The following is an 18,346-nucleotide window of genomic DNA, read 5'->3' as shown; positions in this document are numbered from 1 at the left end:
CCGGATTATCCTTACCTTTGCACATTATTTATATTAGCTTCAACCGATGAAAAGCACTTTCATGTTCGCCCTGCTGGCTGTTTTGCCGGCCGCCTGCGGTGGCAGCGCCGCCCGCAGCGGCTCCGCGCCCGCCGCACCGGCAGCCCCACGGCAGAGCGAACCCGCCGAATACACTTACCGCATCAAGGCTGCCTACCCCCACCCCACCGACGCCTACACGCAGGGGTTGCAGTACGCCGACGGCATCCTTTGGGAGGGAACGGGCCAGTACGGGCAGTCGGTCGTCCGCAAGACCGACCTTGCCACAGGCCGCAGCCGGACGGTGGCGCGCCTGCCGCGTTCGGAGTTCGGCGAGGGAATCGCCCTGCTCGACGGCAGGCTCTACCAGCTGACCTGGCACGCCAACACCTGCCACGTCTACGACGCGGCCACCATGCGGAAGCTCCGCGACTTCCGCTACCCCGGCGAGGGATGGGGACTGACCACCGACGGGCAGAAGCTCTACATGTCCGACGGTTCGGCCCGCATCCATACGGTCGACCCCGCGACTTTCCGGCGCGAGAAGCGCACGACCGTCACCTACAAGGGACAGCCCGTCGACTACCTCAACGAACTGGAGTGGATCGAGGGTAAAATCTGGGCCAACGTCTACACCACCGAGCAAATCGTCATCATCGACCCGGCTACGGGCATCGTCGAGGGGGTGGTCGACCTCGCAGGCATCCTGCCCGAATCCGAACACGGCCCCGAAACCGACGTGCTCAACGGCATCGCCTACGACGCCGAGGGCAAGCGCATCTTCGTGACGGGCAAGAACTGGAGCCGGATTTTTGAAATCGAAATCATCCGCAAGTAACATGGCCGCGACGCTCGAACAGCTCCTGGAATCGCGCATCCTGCTCTTGGACGGCGGGTTGGGCACGATGATTCAGCAATACGGTTTCACCGAAGAAGATTACCGCGGCGAGCGGTTCCGCGAGTGGCCCGTGCGGCTGCGCGGCTGCAACGACCTGCTGGTCCTCACACAGCCCGAAGCGGTGAGGGCTGTCCACGAAAAATACCTGGCGGCAGGCGCCGACATCGTGACCACCGATTCGTTCAACGCCAACGCCATTTCGCTCAAGGACTACGGATTGGAGGAGTACGCCCGCGAGATTTCGCGCGCGGCGGCGGCCCTCGCCCGGAGTGCGGCCGACGAATTCACGGCCCGCAACCCCCGGAAACCCCGGTTCGTCGCCGGGTCGATGGGACCCACCAACCGCACCGCCTCCATCTCGGCCGACGTGGCCAATCCGGCGGCCCGCGAGGTGACGTTCCGCCAGCTGGCCGACGCCTACACCGAGCAGGCGCGCGGTCTTCTGGACGGCGGCGCCGATGTCCTGCTTATCGAAACGGTCTTCGACACACTCAACGCCAAGGCGGCGCTCTACGCGGTCGACCGGCTCTCCGAGGAGCTGGGCCGCGACATTCCCGCCATGCTCTCGGGCACGTTGGCCGACGCCAGCGGCCGCACCCTCTCGGGGCAGACCGTCGAGGCTTTCTGCGCTTCGGTCTCGCACGCCCGGCTGCTCTCCGTGGGCTTCAACTGCGCCTACGGAGCCAAACAGATGCTGCCCTACTTAGAGCGGCTGGCCGCCGTGGCGCCGTTCCGCATTTCGGCCCATCCCAACGCCGGACTGCCCAACGTCATGGGCGGCTACGACGAAACACCCGCCATGTTCGCCGAGGACGTGGGCGAATACCTCCGGCGCGGGCTGGTCAACATCGTCGGCGGCTGCTGCGGCACCACGCCCGAACACATCTTCGAGTTGCAGAAAATCGTGGGCGGCTACACGCCGCGCCCCCTGCCCACGCCCAGACACGAGACCATATTGAGCGGCTTGGAGCCCCTGCGCATCGTTCCCGAAGCCAACTTCATCAACGTCGGCGAGCGGACCAACGTGGCCGGTTCGGCCAAGTTCGCGCGGCTCATCCGCGAGGGCAACTACGAAGAAGCCCTTTCGGTGGCGCGCGCGCAGGTCGAAGCCGGGGCGCAGATCATCGACGTCTGCATGGACGACGGGCTGATAGACGGTCCGGCCGCCATGCGCACGTTCCTGAACCTGATGGCTTCGGAGCCCGAAATCGCCCGCGTGCCGGTCATGATAGATTCCTCCAAGTGGGAAGTGCTCGTGGCCGGGCTCGAAGTCACGCAGGGCAAAGCCATCGTCAACTCCGTTTCGCTCAAGGAGGGCGAAGAGGAATTCCTGCGCCGGGCCCGCGAAATCCGCCGCTACGGCGCCGCGGCCGTCGTGATGCTTTTCGACGAGCGCGGGCAGGCCGACACCTACGAGCGCAAAATCGAGGTGGCCCGCCGCGCCTACGACCTGCTCACAGCCAGCGGATTCCCGGCCGAAGAGATCGTATTCGACCCCAACATCCTGGCCGTCGCCACCGGAATCGCCGAGCACGACGGTTATGCCAAGGCGTTCATTGACGCCACGCGGTGGATCAAGCAGAATCTGCCCCACGCCAAGGTCTCGGGCGGGGTGTCGAACCTCTCGTTCGCGTTCCGCGGCAACAACGCCGTGCGCGAAGCGATGCACTCGGCGTTCCTCTGCCACGCCATCGCCGCCGGAATGGACATGGGCATCGTCAATCCGCAGATGCTCCGGGTCTACAGCGACATCGAGCCCGGGCTGCTGGAACGGGTCGAGGATGTCATCCTCTGCCGCCGCCCCGATGCGGCCGAGCGGCTGGCCGAATATGCCCAGCAGGTGCGGCAGGACGCCGAAACCAGACCGCAGCCCACCGACGCATGGCGCGCCGGAACGCTCCGGGAACGAATCGGATACGCCATGCTCCGGGGCATCGCCGACCATATCGAGGAGGACGCGCTCGAAGCCTGCCGCGGGCTGGGTTCGCCCATGGCCGTCATCGACAGCCTGCTGATGCCCGCCATGGAGCAGGTCGGCACCCTTTTCGGCGAGGGCAAGATGTTCCTGCCGCAGGTGGTCAAAACGGCCCGCGTGATGAAGCGCGCCGTAGCAGCCCTCACCCCCTACATCGAGCAGAGCGCCGGGCAGTCGCACTCGGCGGGCAAGGTGCTGATAGCCACCGTCAAAGGCGACGTTCACGACATCGGCAAGAACATCGTTTCAGTCGTCATGGCCTGCAACGGCTACGCCATCCGTGACCTGGGCGTGATGGTCGATCCGCAGCGCATCGCCGACGAAGCCGAAGCATGGGGCGCCGACTGCATCTGTCTGAGCGGTCTGATCACCCCCTCGCTCGACGAAATGGCGCACGTCTGCGAGGAGCTGGAGCGCCGCGGGTCGCGCATCCCCGTTCTTATCGGTGGCGCCACCACCTCCGACATGCACACAGCCGTGCGCATCGCCCCGGTCTATTCGGGCACGGTCGTCCGCTCGCCCGACGCCAGCCGCAACACACAGATACTCGCTTCGCTGCTCGGTCCCGGCCGCGCCGCCTACGAAGCCCGCATCCGCAGCGAGCAGGAGACCCTGCGCGAGCAGTTCCGCAGCGCCGAAAAGGCACGAAACCTGCTGCCGCTGGCCGAAGCGCGCAAAAACAGGCCCGCCGCCGTCCATACGCCCGTCGTGCCGCTCCACCCGGGGCGCATGGTCTTCCCCGACTTCGACGTGGCCGACGCCGAACCCTATATCGACTGGAGTTTCTTCTTCGCAGGCTGGGACCTCCCGGGCCGCTATCCCGAGGTGCTCGACCACCCCGAAAAGGGGGCCGAAGCGCGCAAGCTCTTCGCCGACGCGCAGGCCCTGCTGGCCCGCATCCGCGATGAGCGGCTGCTGACGCTCCAAGGCGTCGTCGGCATCTTCCCCGCCCGGTCCGAGGGCGACGACATCGTCGTGACCGACCCCAAGGGGCGCGAACACCGGCTGGCCATGCTGCGCAACCAGACGCGCGGCGCCGACAACCGCTCGCTGGCCGACTTCATCGCCCCCTCGGGCGACTGGATAGGCTGCTTTGCCCTCACGGCGGGCATCGGGCTCAAGGAACTCGCCGCCAAGTTCCGCGACGCGGGCGACGACTATTCGGCCATCATGGCCAAACTGCTGGCCGACCGGCTGACCGAAGCCTTCGCCGAGGCGGTCCACCTTTTCGTCCGGCGCCGAATGTGGGGTTACGAAACCGACCCGATGCCCGCCCCCGCGCAGGTCGTCCGTGGCAGCTACCGCGGCCGCCGCATGGCTTTCGGCTACCCCGCGTCGCCCGACCACACGCTCAAACGCGAGGTCTTCGACCTGCTCGCGGCCGAAGTCACCACCGCCATGAAGCTCACCGAAAACCACATGATCGACCCCGGCGAAGCGCTCTGCGGGCTCTTTTTCGCCGACGCCGACTATTTCGCCGTGGGACCCGTCGACAAGGAGCAGTTCGCCGACTACGCCCGGCGCCGCGGGCTCGAACCCGACGAGCTGCGCAAAGTCATACCCGACAACCTATGAACGCAACCGACATCATCCACAGCGCGCTGGCCCAGCACAAAACCCGCTTTGCGTTCGAGCTCCTGCCGCCCCTCAAGGGAGACGGCATGGGCGGCACCTTCGCGGCCATCGACCCGCTCGTGGAGTTCGACCCGGCCTACATCAACGTGACGTTCCACCGCGAGGGGCTCAAACAGACCCTTTTGCCCGACGGACGGACCGAGCGCCATGTCGTGCGGCGGCGTCCCGGCACGGTGGGCATTTCGGCCGCCATCCGCAAGAAGTACGGCGTCGAAACGGTGCCCCACCTCATCTGCGGCGGCCTGTCGCGCTACGACATCGAAGACGCCCTGATCGACATGGATTTCCTGGGGCTCCACAGCGTGCTGGCCCTGCGCGGCGACAAGTCGCAGAGCGAGGAGCGGTTCGCGCCCCACCCCCAGGGCCACGCCCACGCGGCCGGCCTCGTGCGGCAGATTGCGGGCATGAACCGCGGCGAATTCGTCGACGGCGAGGTGGAGGTGTGCCACCACTCCCGGTTCTCGGTCGGTGTGGCAGGCTATCCCGAGACCCATCCCGAAGCCCCGTCGCCCGAAGCCGACATGCAGTTCCTCAAAGCCAAAATCGACGCCGGAGCCGACTACATCGTGACCCAGCTGTTCTACGACAACGCCTGCTTCTTCGACTTCGTGCGCCGCTGCCGCGAAGCCGGGATTACGGTCCCTGTCATCCCGGGCATCAAACCGCTTTCCACGGTGCGCCACCTCACGCTGCTGCCCGAGACCTTCGGCTGCCGCATCCCCGAGGAACTCCGGCGCGAAGTGCTGGCCCACCAGGACGACAAAGCTGCCGTGCGCCGCATCGGCACCGAATGGGCCATCGCCCAAAGCCGCGAGCTCAAGGCCGCGGGCGTACCCGTGCTCCACTACTACCCGATGGGCAAGGCCGAAAACATCATCGAAATCGCCAAAACCGTCTTTTGAAAAATGGATACCGTCGCTTTCCGCCGTCATCTGCACGCCCACCCCGAGCTCTCGTTCCGGGAGCGGGAGACCGCGGCTTTCATTTCCGCGCAGCTGGCCGCCGCAGGTATCGAACATCGTCCGATAGCCGGCACGGGGGTTCTTGCACGCATCGAGGGCCGCATCCCCTGCGACGACCGCCGGACCGTGGTGCTGCGGGCCGACATCGACGCCCTGCCCGTCGAGGAGCGGACCGGGCTGCCCTACGCGTCCGGGAATCCCGGGGTCATGCACGCCTGCGGCCACGACATGCACGCCGCCGTGCTCTACGGGACGCTGCTCCGGCTGGCCGCCGCACCCGATTTCTGCGGCACGGTCTTCGGGCTGTTCCAGCCCGGCGAGGAGTGCAACCCCGGCGGCGCTTCGCTGGTGCTGGCCGAAAATCCGTTCGAGGGCTGCGACGTCCGGGCCGTCGTCGGCGAACATGTGGAGCCGCAGCTGGAAGTCGGGACCCTCGGATTCCGCGCCGGGAAATACATGGCCGCCAGCGACGAACTGCGCTTCTGCGTGCAGGGGACGGGCGGCCACGGAGCTCTGCGCGGCCAGCTGAAAGACCCCGTAGCGGCCGCCGCCGAACTCGCAACGGCGCTGCTGGACCTCAACGAACCGGAGCGCGTACTCTCCATCGGCCGCATCGAAGCGGCGGGCGCCACCAACGTTGTGCCCGACGAGGTATACATGGAGGGGACCCTCCGCACTTTCGACGAAGCCGACCGCACAGCCGCCCACAGCCGCATCGCCGAACTCGCCGCCGCCACCGATGCCCGCCACGGCACGAAAACGGCTGTCGACATCAACCACGGCTATCCCCCGGTCGTCAACGATTCCCGGCTGGTCGGACTGGCCGCCGCGCAGGCCGCGGCGCTCGGACTGCACACCGAAATGCTGCCCCTGCGCACCACGGCCGAGGATTTCGGATTCTACTGCCGGCGCTACCCTGCGCTTTTCTACCGGCTGGGCGTAGGCGCCGCGGCCGGACGCCCCCACACGGGCACTTTCGCGCCCGACGAACGGGCGCTCGAAGCGGGCACGGACTTCATGCGAAGCCTGGCCCTGCAAATTCTCAACGAACCATGAAACAGACAAAAAAACAGCGTCCTGCCAAACGGACGAAAAACAGCGACCGGGCTTCGATGATTCTGAGCCTGCTGCGCGAATTCCCCAACAATAAGTTTTCGCTCAAACACCTCGCGTCGGCTTCGGGCGGCGCCACCAAGGAGGGCCGACGCGAAACGCTGGCCGTCCTCGACCGGCTCTACGACGAAGGCATCGTCGAAGAATGCGCCCGCGAGAAATACCGCCTCACGCGCTGCCACCTGCCCCGCTACGAGGGGCGCGCCGACATGACGGCCAGCGGCTCCCTCTACGTGCGGGTCGAGGGGCTGGAAAGCGACGTCTTCGTGAACCAGCGCAACACGGCCAACGCACTCGACGGCGACCGGGTCGAAATAGTCGTCATGCACCGCGGCCACAACGGCAAGCTGGAGGGCGAAGTCACCCGCATCGTCGAGCGCAGCCGCAAACCCTACGTCGGCGTGGCCGAGGTGGGCGCCCACCAGATATTCGTGCGGGCCGATTCGCGCAAGATGCCGATGGACATCTACCTCTCCAAGCGCGAAAACCCCGGCGTGCGCGAGGGCGAAAAAGTCGTCGTGCGCATCGTCGACTGGCAGCCCGGCAGCAAGAGCCCCGTGGGCGAGCTGGTCGAAGTGCTGGGCATGGCCGGGCAGAACGACACCGAGATGCACGCCATTCTCTCCGAATACGAACTCCCCTACCGCTTCGAGCCGGAGGTCGAACACGCCGCCGAAACCATCGACGGCCGCATCACCGAACAGGAAATCGCTGCCCGGCGCGACTTCCGCGCGACGACCACTTTCACCGTCGACCCGGCCGACGCCAAGGACTTCGACGACGCGTTGTCGGTGCGCCGCGTCCGCGACGGTGTGTGGGAAATCGGCGTGCACATCGCCGACGTGACGCACTACGTCCGGCCGCACTCGGTCATCGACGACGAAGCCGTCGAACGCGGCACGTCGGTCTATCTGGTCGACCGCACCGTGCCGATGCTGCCCGAACGGCTCTCCAACGAACTCTGCTCGCTGCGGCCCGACGAAGACAGCCTTTGCTTCTCGGCGGTCTTCACCCTCAACGAGAATCTCGACATTCTCGACGAATGGTTCGGCCGCACGGTCATCCACTCCGACCGCCGTTTCACCTACGCCGAAGCGCAGGAAATCATCGAAACGGGGCGCGGCGACTATGCCGAGGAGGTGCTGACCCTCAACCGGCTGGCCCAAGAACTGCGCCGCCAGCGCTTCAGGAACGGCGCCATCAGCTTCGAGCGCGAAGAAATGAAATTCCAGCTGGACGAAACGGGCCGCCCCATCGGCGTCTGCTTCAAGGAACAGAAGGAATCGAACCAGATGATCGAGGAATTCATGCTGCTGGCCAACCGCCGTGTCGCCGAATTTTGCAGCCACCGCGTCGACGCCAACGGCCGCAGGACGCCCCGGACGATGGTCTACCGCGTCCACGACACCCCGAGCGAGGAGAAGCTCGACCGCTTCCGCCAGTTCATCCTGCGCTTCGGCATCCTTTTCAAAGCCTCGAAAGGCCGTGCCGTCGCCCGCGAAATGAACAAGCTCTTCGCAAAAATCAAAGGCTCGACCGAAGAAAACGCCGTCACGACGATGGCCGTGCGCTCGATGGCCAAGGCGTTCTACACCACCGACAACATCGGCCACTACGGTCTGGCCTTCCCCTACTACACCCACTTCACCTCGCCCATCCGCCGCTACCCCGACATGATGGTCCACCGCCTGCTTGCCCGCTACCTCGGCGGCGGCAAGTCGGCCGACAAGCAGGCGCTCGAAGAACTCTGCGTGCGGGCGTCGGAACGCGAAGTAATCGCCGCCGAAGCCGAACGGGCCTCGATCAAATACAAGATGGTCGAATTCATGAAAGAGCGCATCGGCGAGGAGTTCGAGGGCCATATCTCGGGGCTGACCGAATGGGGCGTCTACGTCGAGCTGGACGAAACGCATATCGAGGGCATGTCGTTCCTGCGCGACGTCGAGGGCGACTTCTTCGACTTCGACGAACAGCGCTACGAGATAGTCGGGCGTTCGACGGGGCTCCGCATGACCCTGGGCGACCCCGTGCGCATCCGCATCAAGCGCGCCGACCTCCAGAAACGGCAGCTCGATTTCGACCTGCTGCTGCCCGCAACAAAAAAAACATCGCTCAAAAATGCCCCGGTTCCACACTATGGCGCAAAAAAGGCAGTACGAAGAACAACAAAATAACCGTTTCGCCACTTATCCGAGAACAGCCGCACAAACGATAGTTCTTTTATGAAGACTATCCTAAATTTTAGCTACCTTTGTCTATAATTTAGCATCCGTTCGGGCACTTGTTCGATATTGACAATCGCCGGACAGCCGACAGATGCGGAACAAAAATCCATAATGACCCGACCTAGCAAAACATACAGAAGCGACCTCGACTTATTGAAAGGGTTCGCAATCATGGCCGTCGTTCTCTACCACATGGGAATTTCTGCGAGCGGCTATCTCGGAGTGGATGCGTTCTTCGTCATCAATGGCTTCCTGATCGTACCCAAAGTCGTTCGTGATATAGCGAACGGACAATTTCGCTATTTTGCATTTTTGGAAAAACGAACGGTCCGTCTGTTTCCGCTGGCAGTCCTTGCAGCGGCCCTTTCGCTTTTGGCCGGCTACTATGGCATGGTGCCCGACGACTACGAAAATCTGGCGCAATCGGTAGTGGCCACCAATATTTTCTCGAACAACATTTTAGCATCCATTACAACAAGAAACTATTGGGAGACCGTCAATGAATTCAAACCACTGATGCACACCTGGTACCTCGGCATTCTGTTCGAGTTCTATCTGTTCTTCCCTCTGGTCGTAATGGCCGTGAAACGGCTCTCGAAAAAAATGGGGTTCGGATTCGACAAATATGCGGTCATCACGCTTCTGGCTCTTTCGACCCTCTCGGTGCTGCTTTACCTTAATCCTTCAGTAAGCACGGGCGACCGGTTCTACCTACTGCCTTACAGATTCTTCGAGCTCTCATTCGGAGGACTTGCAGGCATGTGGATCGCAGATCATCGGCAAGGGCGGCTCTACCGGCACGGAGCGCTTAGCGGTGCTTGCTTCGCAATTTTATCGCTCATCCTATTTGTCGGAGCGTTTCAGATCGGCGAACAGCCGGTTGGATACAATCTTGACAGCGGCGCTGCCTACACAGGCGATTACTTTATTCCTCAAAATATCTTATTGCTGACAACCGTAGTACTGACCCTCTTCTTCCTTGTTTCCGAAAATACGCAAAGTTGCTTGGTATCTTGGCTCCAAAAAGCCGGGGGGGGGATATTTTGCACCCTCGGAATCATCAGCTACAGCATCTTCATCTGGCATCAGCCGATACTTGCATTCTATCGTTATTACATTTCGACCGACCTTTCGCTGCGTTTCGTTCTCGTCTATGTCATCGCAGTACCCACACTGTCATACATTACCTATCGCTGGATAGAACAGAAAGTCAAATTATGCCTGCAAACGAGAATCGTACTTCTGCTGGCCTTTGTCCTGACCAGCGGAGCTGCCTTGGCTCTCTATCTGCATGCCGGGGTAGTACGCGACATTCCGGAACTATATGTTCAGAAAGACAACGTGTCCAGAAGCATGTTTGCCGAATACAATGACAGAGTATATGCGTACGACGTCGATTTCCCCCAGGACAACGGAAAAATCAATGTTCTCGTCGTCGGCAACAGCTTCGCGAGAGATTGGGTAAACATTCTGCTCGAATCCGAAATGGCCGGCAAGGCAAACCTGTCATACGCCTATCAGATCGACAAAAAACATATCGGCAGAATCCGCCGGAGCGACCGCATCTTCATCTTCGGCTGGAAACACGACGTTCCCTACTATGTTTGGGAAAATCTGCGGCCCGAAGCGGAAGTCTGGGGTATCGGAACCAAGAATTACGGCAACAGCACCGGCACCATCTACAAGAACAGGCACCGGCCCGACTACTTCCAGCAGACCATCAAGATCAATCCCAACTTCTTCGTCATAAACGATCTTCTGAAAGCGGAGTGGCAAGACAAGTACATTGATTTGCTCAGCATATCGGCAGTAGGCAAGAACTCGGTGGCCGCTTTCTCGCCGGATCATAAGCTCATCAGTCAGGATACCAAGCATCTGACCTTGGGCGGGGCGAAATATTACGCCAAAACGATAGACTTCAAACAAATATTCTAACGATAGATAAACAGCTACACAATCCGCCAAAAGCAGCCGAGAACCCGGAATGGCACGGGCTACGGGTCGTGCCAGTGCGGTTCGCAGATTCAGCAATCCGCTGGCGGCAGGGATTTCCGGGCCGTTAAAACGTTTTAGCAAACCGCTGAAACGTCACGGCACGCCGCCAGCTATACATCCCAGTCTGGCAGAAAACTTGGGCTAATGAATAATTAACAATGAACAGTGAATAATTGAACTGCTCTTATGCCTTGGCTGATTATTCCCTATTAACTATTCATTATTCATTTTTTTGCCATTCATTCCAGCGATTGCTCCGACCGCCTGCTGCGGGCTACCGCAACAATTCGACGGGAGCCTTGACGAATGTCGGCACGAACGGCTACGTCTACTCCTCGTCGTCCTATGCCGCAGGCGACCGCAACGCGGGCTACTTGAACTTCAACTCGGGCAACGTGAACCCGCTGAACAACGCCAATCGGGCCGCGGCCCTCTCCGTGCGCTGCGTCCAGCATCTGCACGGCTGCTTTTAACCCACACCAGGCCCGGGCAACAAAAATCCCGCAAGGCGACGCCTTGCGGGATTTCATTGTAGCACAGCGGACCTATCGCACGATGTTGGCGATGAGGAACGTAGCAGCGACGGTGAGAATGGCGTAAAGCTCGGGGAACGCGGCGAGAATCAGCGTCTTACCCATCACGTCGTGGCCGTTGCCGATGGCGGCGATACCGTTGGCGCAGACCTTGCCCTGGAAAATCGCGGCGGCGAGGTTGACGATACCTACCAAGATACCGGCACCCAGCACGGCTGCGGCCTGCACCATCGTGGGGTTCTGCAAGAAACCCTGCACCATGAAGAAGCAGACGAAACCGTAGAGACCCTGCGAACCGGGCAACGCCGAGAGAATCATGTAGCTACCGAACGCGCCGTTGTTCTTCTTCATGGCGCCGACGGCCGCCTGACCGCAGATCGAAGTACCCACGGCCGACGCGATACCTGCCAGACCTACCATCAGAGCCACGCCCACGTAGGCCATTACCAAAGCTGTTGTTTCCATAATCGAATGATTTTTTTGTTTGTTATTGAATTTTCAGTCTTTTTGTTTCGGATGCCGCACCCGGTCGGAACGATACGCCCGGAAACAAGTTCCGGAAAGCGCCGCCCGCTCCTTCTGCGGAAGCCGGCTTTTCACCTTTCACCTTTCACCTTTCACTTTTCACTTTTCACTTTCTGAAGCGGCTCGAAGTTGCGCGTAGCCATCTCGAAGCCGGCGTTCTTGTAGAATTCGACGAACGTCAGACGCATCGGGTGTACGAACGATGAAATAGTCGACATGAAAAGGTTGATGCCGTGGCCGATCAGCAGAATCGGCAGCATGATAAGAATCCGCACGACGATATTGGCACCGTCGGGCACGAATCCTTCGGCCAGCGAATTGAACACCAGCGCCAGCACGCCGCCCGACAAACCGATGGCGAAAAGCCGGATGTACGACAGCACGTCGCTGAGCAGCCCCGTCAGATTGTTGTAGAAATTCCACACGCCCGACCCGAGGTTGAGCAGCGGATTGCGCCCGGGCGTGTTGAAGAACAACATCAGCACGGCGCCGATTCCCAACACGACGTAGAACGCCACCGACGAGGTGGTGAAGCCGGGAATGACCCACTTTTCGTTGAGCATCGGAAGCCCTCCGGCGACGGAAGCGGCCAGCAGGATGATGAACCACCCCATCGTGCCCAACGAATAGCGCACGCCGAACGTCCGCGCCGTCACGACCACGCTTATCAGCATGCCGAACAGAATCTGCACCATGCCGATAGCCAGCGCGATGGAGAAGAACTGCCCCTGGAAGTCGAAGAACGGAATCGAGGGGAAGTAATCCTTGAGGTTCATGCCGAAGAACGACCCGCAGAACAATCCGAACAGAATCGTCGCCGCGGCGCACATCGTAGCGAACCACGCGGCCTGCCGCATCATGCCGGGCTTGGGATTCTTGCGGAGGAGCCACAGCCCCATGCCGAGCAGAATCAACCCGTAACCCGCATCGTTCAGGCAGATGCCGAAGAAAAGCATGTAGAACGGTGCGAAGAACGGCGTGAGGTCGAGCGTGCCGTACTTGGGCCGGGCGTACATGTCGCCCACGAGCTCGAAAATCCGCGCGAACCAACCGTTTTTCAGCTTCACCGGGGTGTTGTCCTCAGGTGTGGGGTCGCTCTTGATATAGACCACGTTGGGATACTCCTCCAACAAGGCGTCGACCTTGGCGGAAGTCTCCGTCTCGGCCCAACCCTCCATAACGACCAGCGTGCCGTCGGCCGCCTGCCGGGCCGTAGCCTCGACCTTGACGCCCTGCAACCGCTCCTTGAGCGACGCGACGTAAGCCGCCAGCAACTCGCGGGAAGCCGCAGCCCGGGCGAATTCCGCATCGAGCGCCACGACCTTGGCCTGCTCGGCGGCGATAGCCTCCTCGGCCTGCCGGACGTCCATCTGCGGCGTCTTCATCTCCTGCGCATCGAGGTTGATTTCCTGCCCGGGAGCAGCCACCACGATGAACCACACGGTCGAATCGGTCCGGTTGATTTCGGAAACGGCGTACTGCTCCGACCACTCGGCCGACATCTTGTCGTAGGTATTGCGCTGAGCGGAGAAGTAACGCAGAACGATTCCTTGCCCGGCGAGCTTCTGCACGCGGGCCACGTCGAACTCGCCCCACGGCCGGAGCTCCTCGGCGCTCTTTTCGAGCCGCGCGATTTCGGTCCGTGAAGCGGCAAGGGCCCGCTGGGCGGCCGCATACTGCCGGAACGTCTCCTCGCCCGAAGCATAGGGCTGCGCCCCGGTCTGCTTGTGCTCGGATTCTCCGGCCCACGCCTTGAGGAAATCGAGCGCCTTGGTACCCGCTTCGATGTCCAGAAGCAACTGGCGGTCCTCCTCGGAAGGCTCCCACCCTGCGGTGGTGATGTCGACCAACCCGAGGTCGCGCAGTCTATCGACAAAATCGGCGCTCTGTGCCGCAAAGAGCACAAAGTCGTATTTCGACATTCTTGCTATCATAACGTGGCGCCCTCCCCGGCCTGCTGCTGTTTGGTTTTGACGATTTTCTGAGCCGACTTGGAGAGGTTCTCCTCGTCCTCCATGAAGCGCTTGATCTTGCGGATGGCGTCCTCGTAACCGGGAATCTGCACCTTTTCGTAGAGGTTCACCTTCTGCGTGGTCTTGCGCCGCGCGAAGTCCAGAAGCTCCATCTTGCGCTCGTAGACCTCGAACTCCAGGGCCAGACGGGCCAGCCGCTTGAGAATCTCCACGCCGTCGGCGAACCACACGGGAGCGGAGAAGAGGTCGTAGGGCTTCTCCTCGAACTTCACGTCGGTCAGCACGGGCGTCCGCACGCCGGCGATTTTCTGCGTCGAGAGCTCCACGTCGGCGATGCGCACCAGCCCGTCGTCGAACTCGCCCCACAGCGCCGCCATGTAGTCGTACTCGGCTTTCAGGGCGTCGAGCCGACGGCGGTAGTCGCCCGCGGAATCCTTCGCCTTCTTGACCTCGGAACGCAGGGCCGACTCCTTGCTTTTGATGGTCGGAAGGGCCTTCTGCCGCATCTTGAGCTGCTTGCCGAGTTCGCCGAGCGAAGTTTTGTTATATTGGAATTTGATGGCCATGGCAAGCTATGCTTTCCAGTATTTCTTGATGAGCTCCTCCTTGATGGCGACCTCCTCGGGCGAGAAGTACTCGGCGAAAAGGGCCCACGCGGTGTCGAGCATCGCGGTGATGTCGATGTTGACGTCGATGGCCAGCAACTTCTCGGAATAGTCGTGGGCGAACTTCAGCGTACGCTCATCGTAGTCCGAAAGGTCGAAACCGTTTTCGAGCTTGGTCTTGGCGTTGGCGGCGTCGGCATAGAGACGCACGCAGGCGTTCATCACCTGCGGATGGTCCTCGCGGGTCTTCTTGCCGATGACAAGCTGCTTCAGACGCGACAGCGAACGGAACGGGTCGACGATGACCTTGCCCGTGTCGGAGTCGTTGCGCAGGAACAGCTGACCCTCGGTGATGTAACCCGTGTTGTCGGGGATGGCGTGGGTGATGTCGCCGCCCGAGAGGGTGGTCACGGCGATGATGGTGATCGAACCGCCGTTGGGCAGCTGCACGGCCTTCTCGTAGATCTTGGCCAGGTCGGAGTAGAGCGAACCGGGCATCGAATCTTTCGACGGAATCTGGTCCATACGGTTCGACACGATGGCCAGCGCATCGGCGTAGAGGGTCATGTCGGTGAGCAGCACCAACACCTTTTCGCCCTTGTCGACGGCGAAGTACTCGGCGGCGGTCAAAGCCATGTCGGGCACGAGCAGACGCTCGACGGGCGGATTCTCGGTGGTGTTGACGAACGAGACGATGCGGTCCAAGGCTCCGGCGTTCTCGAAGACCGACTTGAAGTAGAGGAAGTCGTCGTTCGTGAGACCCATACCGCCCAGGATGATTTTGTCGGCCTTGGCGCGCAGGGCCACATTGGCCATGACGGCGTTATAAGGCTGGTCGGGGTCGGCGAAGAACGGAATCTTCTGACCCGAAACGATGGTATTGTTCAAGTCGATGCCGGCGATACCCGTAGCGATGAGCTCCGAGGGCTGGATACGCTTGAACGGATTGACCGTCGGACCGCCGATTTCGCGGGCTTCGCCCTCGACGGCCTCGCCGCCCTCCAAAGGCTCGCCGTAGGCGTTGAAGAAACGCCCGGCGAGGTTGTCCGAGACCTTGAGCTTGGGCGGCTCGCCGTGGAACATCACCTCCGAATCGGTGGCGATGCCCTCCGTACCGGCGAAGACCTGCAAGGTGACGTTCTCGCCCATGATTTTGACGACCTGCGCGAGCTTGCCGCCGACGGTGGCCAACTCGTCGTTGCCGACGCCCGAAGCGCGGAGTGTGACGGTAGCTTTGGTGATGTTGTCGATTCGGGTATATATCTTCTGAAATGCGCGTGTTGTCATGGCTTTATTCGGTTTTGGCAAGTACATACTGCTCGATCTGCTGCTTGTAGCCGCTGAACTTCTCCGACTGCCACTCGGAGTAGTTCATCTGGCGGAAAAGGTTGATGAGCCCCTTGAAGAACTGCGAGCACTCCTCGAAGTCGGCGAAGCGGAAATCCCTGCGGCAGATGCCGAGCACCATCTCATACATCATCTTCTGACGCTCGACGGGGCAGTTGGCGTCGATGTCGTCGAAAGCGTCCTGCTGGAGGATGACGAAGTCGATGAGCTCCGATTTCCAGAAACGCTCGTGGTACTCGATGGGCACGCCGTCGTCGCCGAGGATGTTGATCTGGTCGTTGGCCTCCTTGCCGCGCTGCACGATCGTCTTGCCGGCATAGACCATGTCGACCCACCCCTTGCCGATGTGCTCGTCGAGGTACTGGCTGATTTCGGGATACTCCAGATATTTGGAGTAGGATTCCAGCGGGTCGATGGCCGGGTAGCGCTTCGAGTCGGCGCGGCCCTGCGAAAGGGCGTAGAAACAGCGGGCCGCTTTCTTGGTCGATTCGGTGACAGGCTCCTTGAGGTTACCGCCCGCGGGCGATACCGTTCCGAGGAACGTCACGGAACCTGTGGCGCCGTTGCTGAGCTTCACCAAGCCTGCACGCGAATAGAAGTTGGAGATGATGGCCGAAAGGTCCATCGGGAAAGCGTCCTGACCGGGCAGCTCCTCCAGACGGTTGGACATCTCGCGCAGCGCCTGGGCCCAGCGCGAAGTGGAGTCGGCCATGACAAGCACCTTGAGCCCCATGGCGCGGTAATACTCGCCGATGGTCATACCCGTGTAGACCGACGCCTCGCGCGCGGCGACGGGCATGTTGGAGGTGTTGCAGATGATAATCGTACGCTCCATGAGCTTGTGGCCCGTGCGGGGGTCGACCAACTCGGGAAACTCCTTGAAGATTTCGACCACCTCGTTGGCACGCTCGCCGCAGGCCACCATGATGATGACGTCGGCGTCGGCCTGCTTGGAGATAGCGTGCTGAAGCACCGTCTTGCCTGCGCCGAACGGCCCGGGGATGAAGCCCGTACCGCCCTCGGCCATGGGATTGAACGTGTCGATGGCGCGCACGCCGGTCTCCATGACGCGGGAGGGGCGGGGCTTCTCGGTATAACAGCGGACCGCCTGCTTGACGGGCCATTTCTGCACCATGGTGATGTTGTGCTCGCGGCCCTCGGCGTCGACGACCACGGCCATCGTGTCGGTAATCTTGTACTTGCCCGCGGCGGCGACGCTCTTGACCGTATAGGTGTCGGTCATCGTGAACGGCACCATGATTTTATGGGTGAGCCACTGCTCCTTGACCTCGCCGAGCCACGAAGCGGCCGACACCTTGTCGCCCTCCTTGGCCAGCGGCGCGAACTCCCACTCGGCCCCGAAATCGACGGGCTCGGTCATCGAACCGCGGGCGATGAACAGACCGTCCATCTTTTCGAGGTCGTTCTGCAGACCGTCGTAGTTGCGCGACAGCAGACCCGGAGCCAGCGTCGCTTCGAGCATGTGACCCTCGAATTCGACGCGGTCGCCGATTTTCAGACCGCGCGTGCTGTCGAACACCTGCACATAGGCCGCATCGCCCATGACCTTGATGACCTCGGCCATCATCTTCGTATCGCCGGCATACACGTAACATATCTCGTTCTGGCCCACGGGTCCGTCGGCCTTGACGATGACGATGTTCGAGATGATGCCGTTTACACGTCCAGTAGTTTTCATTTGTATGCTTTATTGTTTTTCTATCAGTTCCTTGCCGTCCAGCTCGGCCAGCAGCCGGGCGAACATTTCGCGTCCGCGCACAGGGTCGAGCAGCGTCCAGCGAGCCACGATGTTGACCCGCACCAGGTAGGAAAGAACGGCGTTGATGTCAAAATAATCGAACGTGGCGAGTTCGAGCGCCTCGTTCCAACGGATAAGGTCTATCTTGCGCTCCTTCTCCACAAGGTTGGCTTCGTCGCCCACGGCCGCGATCACGGCGTCGATATAGCCCAGCTCGCCCCGCAGACCGAAGTCGGCGGCCGAACTGCGCTGCAATTGCTCGACGACGTCGCCCCCGCCGACGGTGACTTCCTCGACGGGACGTCCGGCGGCCCGGGCCGTCACGGCGGCGGTCAGGTTGCGCAGGTTGCGGTCGAACACGGCCCATGCGCGCAGGAAGCGGCAGCCCTTGCGTTCGCAAAGGTCGTAATAGGCCGCGAAGAGCGACTTCTCGAACCGCCGGGCGGTATCGACCGTCTCGGCATCCTCGCCCTCGGGGTCGTTGTACGCACGCACCACGCGGGCCAGCTCCTCGGGCAGCCGGGAGGGACGCTTCAGCTCTTCGGCCAGCTCCTCGCGCGAAAGGTTGCCCAGCGGACCGAACGCCGAACGCCCGGCACGCAGCGCGGCCAGGTTCTCGCAGTCGTAGTAGGCGTCGAGCAGCCGCACCTGCCGGGCATCGCGCTCCGTGAGGGCCTCGAATATCTCGGCGACGATGGCCGCCGCGTCGAACCCCTTGGTATCGGCGTCGAGCGCATACTCGCGAAGTCCGGCGACGAGCGTATAGTAATTGGTCGCGAACAT

At 61.8% G+C, this 18,346-nt stretch carries 13 protein-coding genes; 7 read left to right on the top strand and 6 right to left on the bottom strand.

The window, feature by feature from the left end:
- Positions 1-46: 46 nt before the first annotated feature.
- The 7 genes from QVG21_RS00140 (at position 47) to QVG21_RS00110 (ending at position 11,294) form a co-directional block, all read left to right on the top strand.
- A complete protein-coding gene (locus QVG21_RS00140) occupies positions 47-856 on the top strand; it encodes a glutaminyl-peptide cyclotransferase (RefSeq protein WP_287920888.1) in 810 nt (269 codons plus the stop codon).
- 1 nt (position 857) lies between these two features.
- The gene (metH, locus tag QVG21_RS00135; RefSeq protein ID WP_287920885.1) at positions 858-4,466 is read left to right on the top strand and encodes a methionine synthase; all 3,609 of its coding nucleotides are present in this window, start codon (positions 858-860) and stop codon (positions 4,464-4,466) included.
- Positions 4,463-5,428, top strand: a complete 966-nt coding sequence (locus QVG21_RS00130; RefSeq protein ID WP_287920882.1) for a methylenetetrahydrofolate reductase — start codon at positions 4,463-4,465, stop codon at positions 5,426-5,428. The genes metH and QVG21_RS00130 overlap by 4 nt, the downstream gene beginning before the upstream one ends.
- A gap of 3 nt (positions 5,429-5,431) precedes the next feature.
- The gene (locus tag QVG21_RS00125; protein ID WP_287920880.1) at positions 5,432-6,544 is read left to right on the top strand and encodes a M20 family metallopeptidase; all 1,113 of its coding nucleotides are present in this window, start codon (positions 5,432-5,434) and stop codon (positions 6,542-6,544) included.
- Entirely contained in the window at positions 6,541-8,775 is a 2,235-nt protein-coding gene (gene rnr / locus QVG21_RS00120) for a ribonuclease R (RefSeq protein WP_287920877.1), read from the top strand. The genes QVG21_RS00125 and rnr overlap by 4 nt, the downstream gene beginning before the upstream one ends.
- 162 nt (positions 8,776-8,937) lie before the next feature.
- A complete protein-coding gene (locus tag QVG21_RS00115) occupies positions 8,938-10,761 on the top strand; it encodes an acyltransferase family protein (RefSeq protein ID WP_287920873.1) in 1,824 nt (607 codons plus the stop codon).
- A gap of 311 nt (positions 10,762-11,072) precedes the next feature.
- Positions 11,073-11,294, top strand: coding sequence for a fibrobacter succinogenes major paralogous domain-containing protein (locus tag QVG21_RS00110; protein ID WP_287920871.1), 222 nt, complete (start codon positions 11,073-11,075; stop codon positions 11,292-11,294).
- Positions 11,295-11,366: 72 nt separating this feature from the next.
- Here the strand turns inward: QVG21_RS00110 and QVG21_RS00105 are convergent, their stop codons facing one another.
- The 6 genes from QVG21_RS00105 to QVG21_RS00080 form a co-directional block, all read right to left on the bottom strand.
- Positions 11,367-11,798, bottom strand: a complete 432-nt coding sequence (locus QVG21_RS00105; protein ID WP_251214393.1) for an ATP synthase subunit C-like protein — start codon at positions 11,796-11,798, stop codon at positions 11,367-11,369.
- A 173-nt stretch (positions 11,799-11,971) separates the two neighbouring features.
- Positions 11,972-13,801, bottom strand: coding sequence for a V-type ATP synthase subunit I (locus QVG21_RS00100; protein ID WP_287920868.1), 1,830 nt, complete (start codon positions 13,799-13,801; stop codon positions 11,972-11,974).
- An 8-nt stretch (positions 13,802-13,809) separates the two neighbouring features.
- Positions 13,810-14,418 carry a V-type ATP synthase subunit D gene (locus QVG21_RS00095; RefSeq protein ID WP_251214332.1) on the bottom strand — a complete coding sequence of 203 codons (609 nt, stop codon included), beginning with the start codon at positions 14,416-14,418 and terminating at the stop codon, positions 13,810-13,812.
- A 6-nt stretch (positions 14,419-14,424) separates the two neighbouring features.
- Complete coding sequence (locus QVG21_RS00090) at positions 14,425-15,744, bottom strand: V-type ATP synthase subunit B (protein ID WP_251214331.1); 1,320 nt, start codon at positions 15,742-15,744, stop codon at positions 14,425-14,427.
- A 4-nt stretch (positions 15,745-15,748) separates the two neighbouring features.
- Positions 15,749-17,503, bottom strand: coding sequence for a V-type ATP synthase subunit A (locus QVG21_RS00085; RefSeq protein ID WP_287920861.1), 1,755 nt, complete (start codon positions 17,501-17,503; stop codon positions 15,749-15,751).
- A 9-nt stretch (positions 17,504-17,512) separates the two neighbouring features.
- On the bottom strand, positions 17,513-18,346 hold the full coding sequence (locus QVG21_RS00080; protein WP_287920859.1) for a DUF2764 family protein: 834 nt from the start codon (positions 18,344-18,346) through the stop codon (positions 17,513-17,515).

Origin of the sequence: Alistipes sp. UBA6068, assembly GCF_949428155.1 — a bacterium.
GTDB lineage: Bacteria > Bacteroidota > Bacteroidia > Bacteroidales > Rikenellaceae > Alistipes > Alistipes muris.
The sequence above is the reverse complement of the archived record's forward strand: the minus strand, read 5'-3'. Positions and strand labels throughout refer to the sequence as shown.

Bases quoted from the DNA above. Each gene is read 5' to 3' on its own strand.
- QVG21_RS00140 (WP_287920888.1), top strand. From the start codon at position 47: ATGAAAAGCACTTTCATGTTCGCCCTGCTGGCTGTTTTGCCGGCCGCC.
- metH (WP_287920885.1), top strand. From the start codon at position 858: ATGGCCGCGACGCTCGAACAGCTCCTGGAATCGCGCATCCTGCTCTTG.
- QVG21_RS00130 (WP_287920882.1), top strand. From the start codon at position 4,463: ATGAACGCAACCGACATCATCCACAGCGCGCTGGCCCAGCACAAAACC.
- QVG21_RS00125 (WP_287920880.1), top strand. From the start codon at position 5,432: ATGGATACCGTCGCTTTCCGCCGTCATCTGCACGCCCACCCCGAGCTC.
- rnr (WP_287920877.1), top strand. From the start codon at position 6,541: ATGAAACAGACAAAAAAACAGCGTCCTGCCAAACGGACGAAAAACAGC.
- QVG21_RS00115 (WP_287920873.1), top strand. From the start codon at position 8,938: ATGACCCGACCTAGCAAAACATACAGAAGCGACCTCGACTTATTGAAA.
- QVG21_RS00105 (WP_251214393.1), bottom strand. From the start codon at position 11,798: ATGGCCTACGTGGGCGTGGCTCTGATGGTAGGTCTGGCAGGTATCGCG.
- QVG21_RS00100 (WP_287920868.1), bottom strand. From the start codon at position 13,801: ATGTCGAAATACGACTTTGTGCTCTTTGCGGCACAGAGCGCCGATTTT.
- QVG21_RS00095 (WP_251214332.1), bottom strand. From the start codon at position 14,418: ATGGCCATCAAATTCCAATATAACAAAACTTCGCTCGGCGAACTCGGC.
- QVG21_RS00090 (WP_251214331.1), bottom strand. From the start codon at position 15,744: ATGACAACACGCGCATTTCAGAAGATATATACCCGAATCGACAACATC.
- QVG21_RS00085 (WP_287920861.1), bottom strand. From the start codon at position 17,503: ATGAAAACTACTGGACGTGTAAACGGCATCATCTCGAACATCGTCATC.
- QVG21_RS00080 (WP_287920859.1), bottom strand. From the start codon at position 18,346: ATGTTCGCGACCAATTACTATACGCTCGTCGCCGGACTTCGCGAGTAT.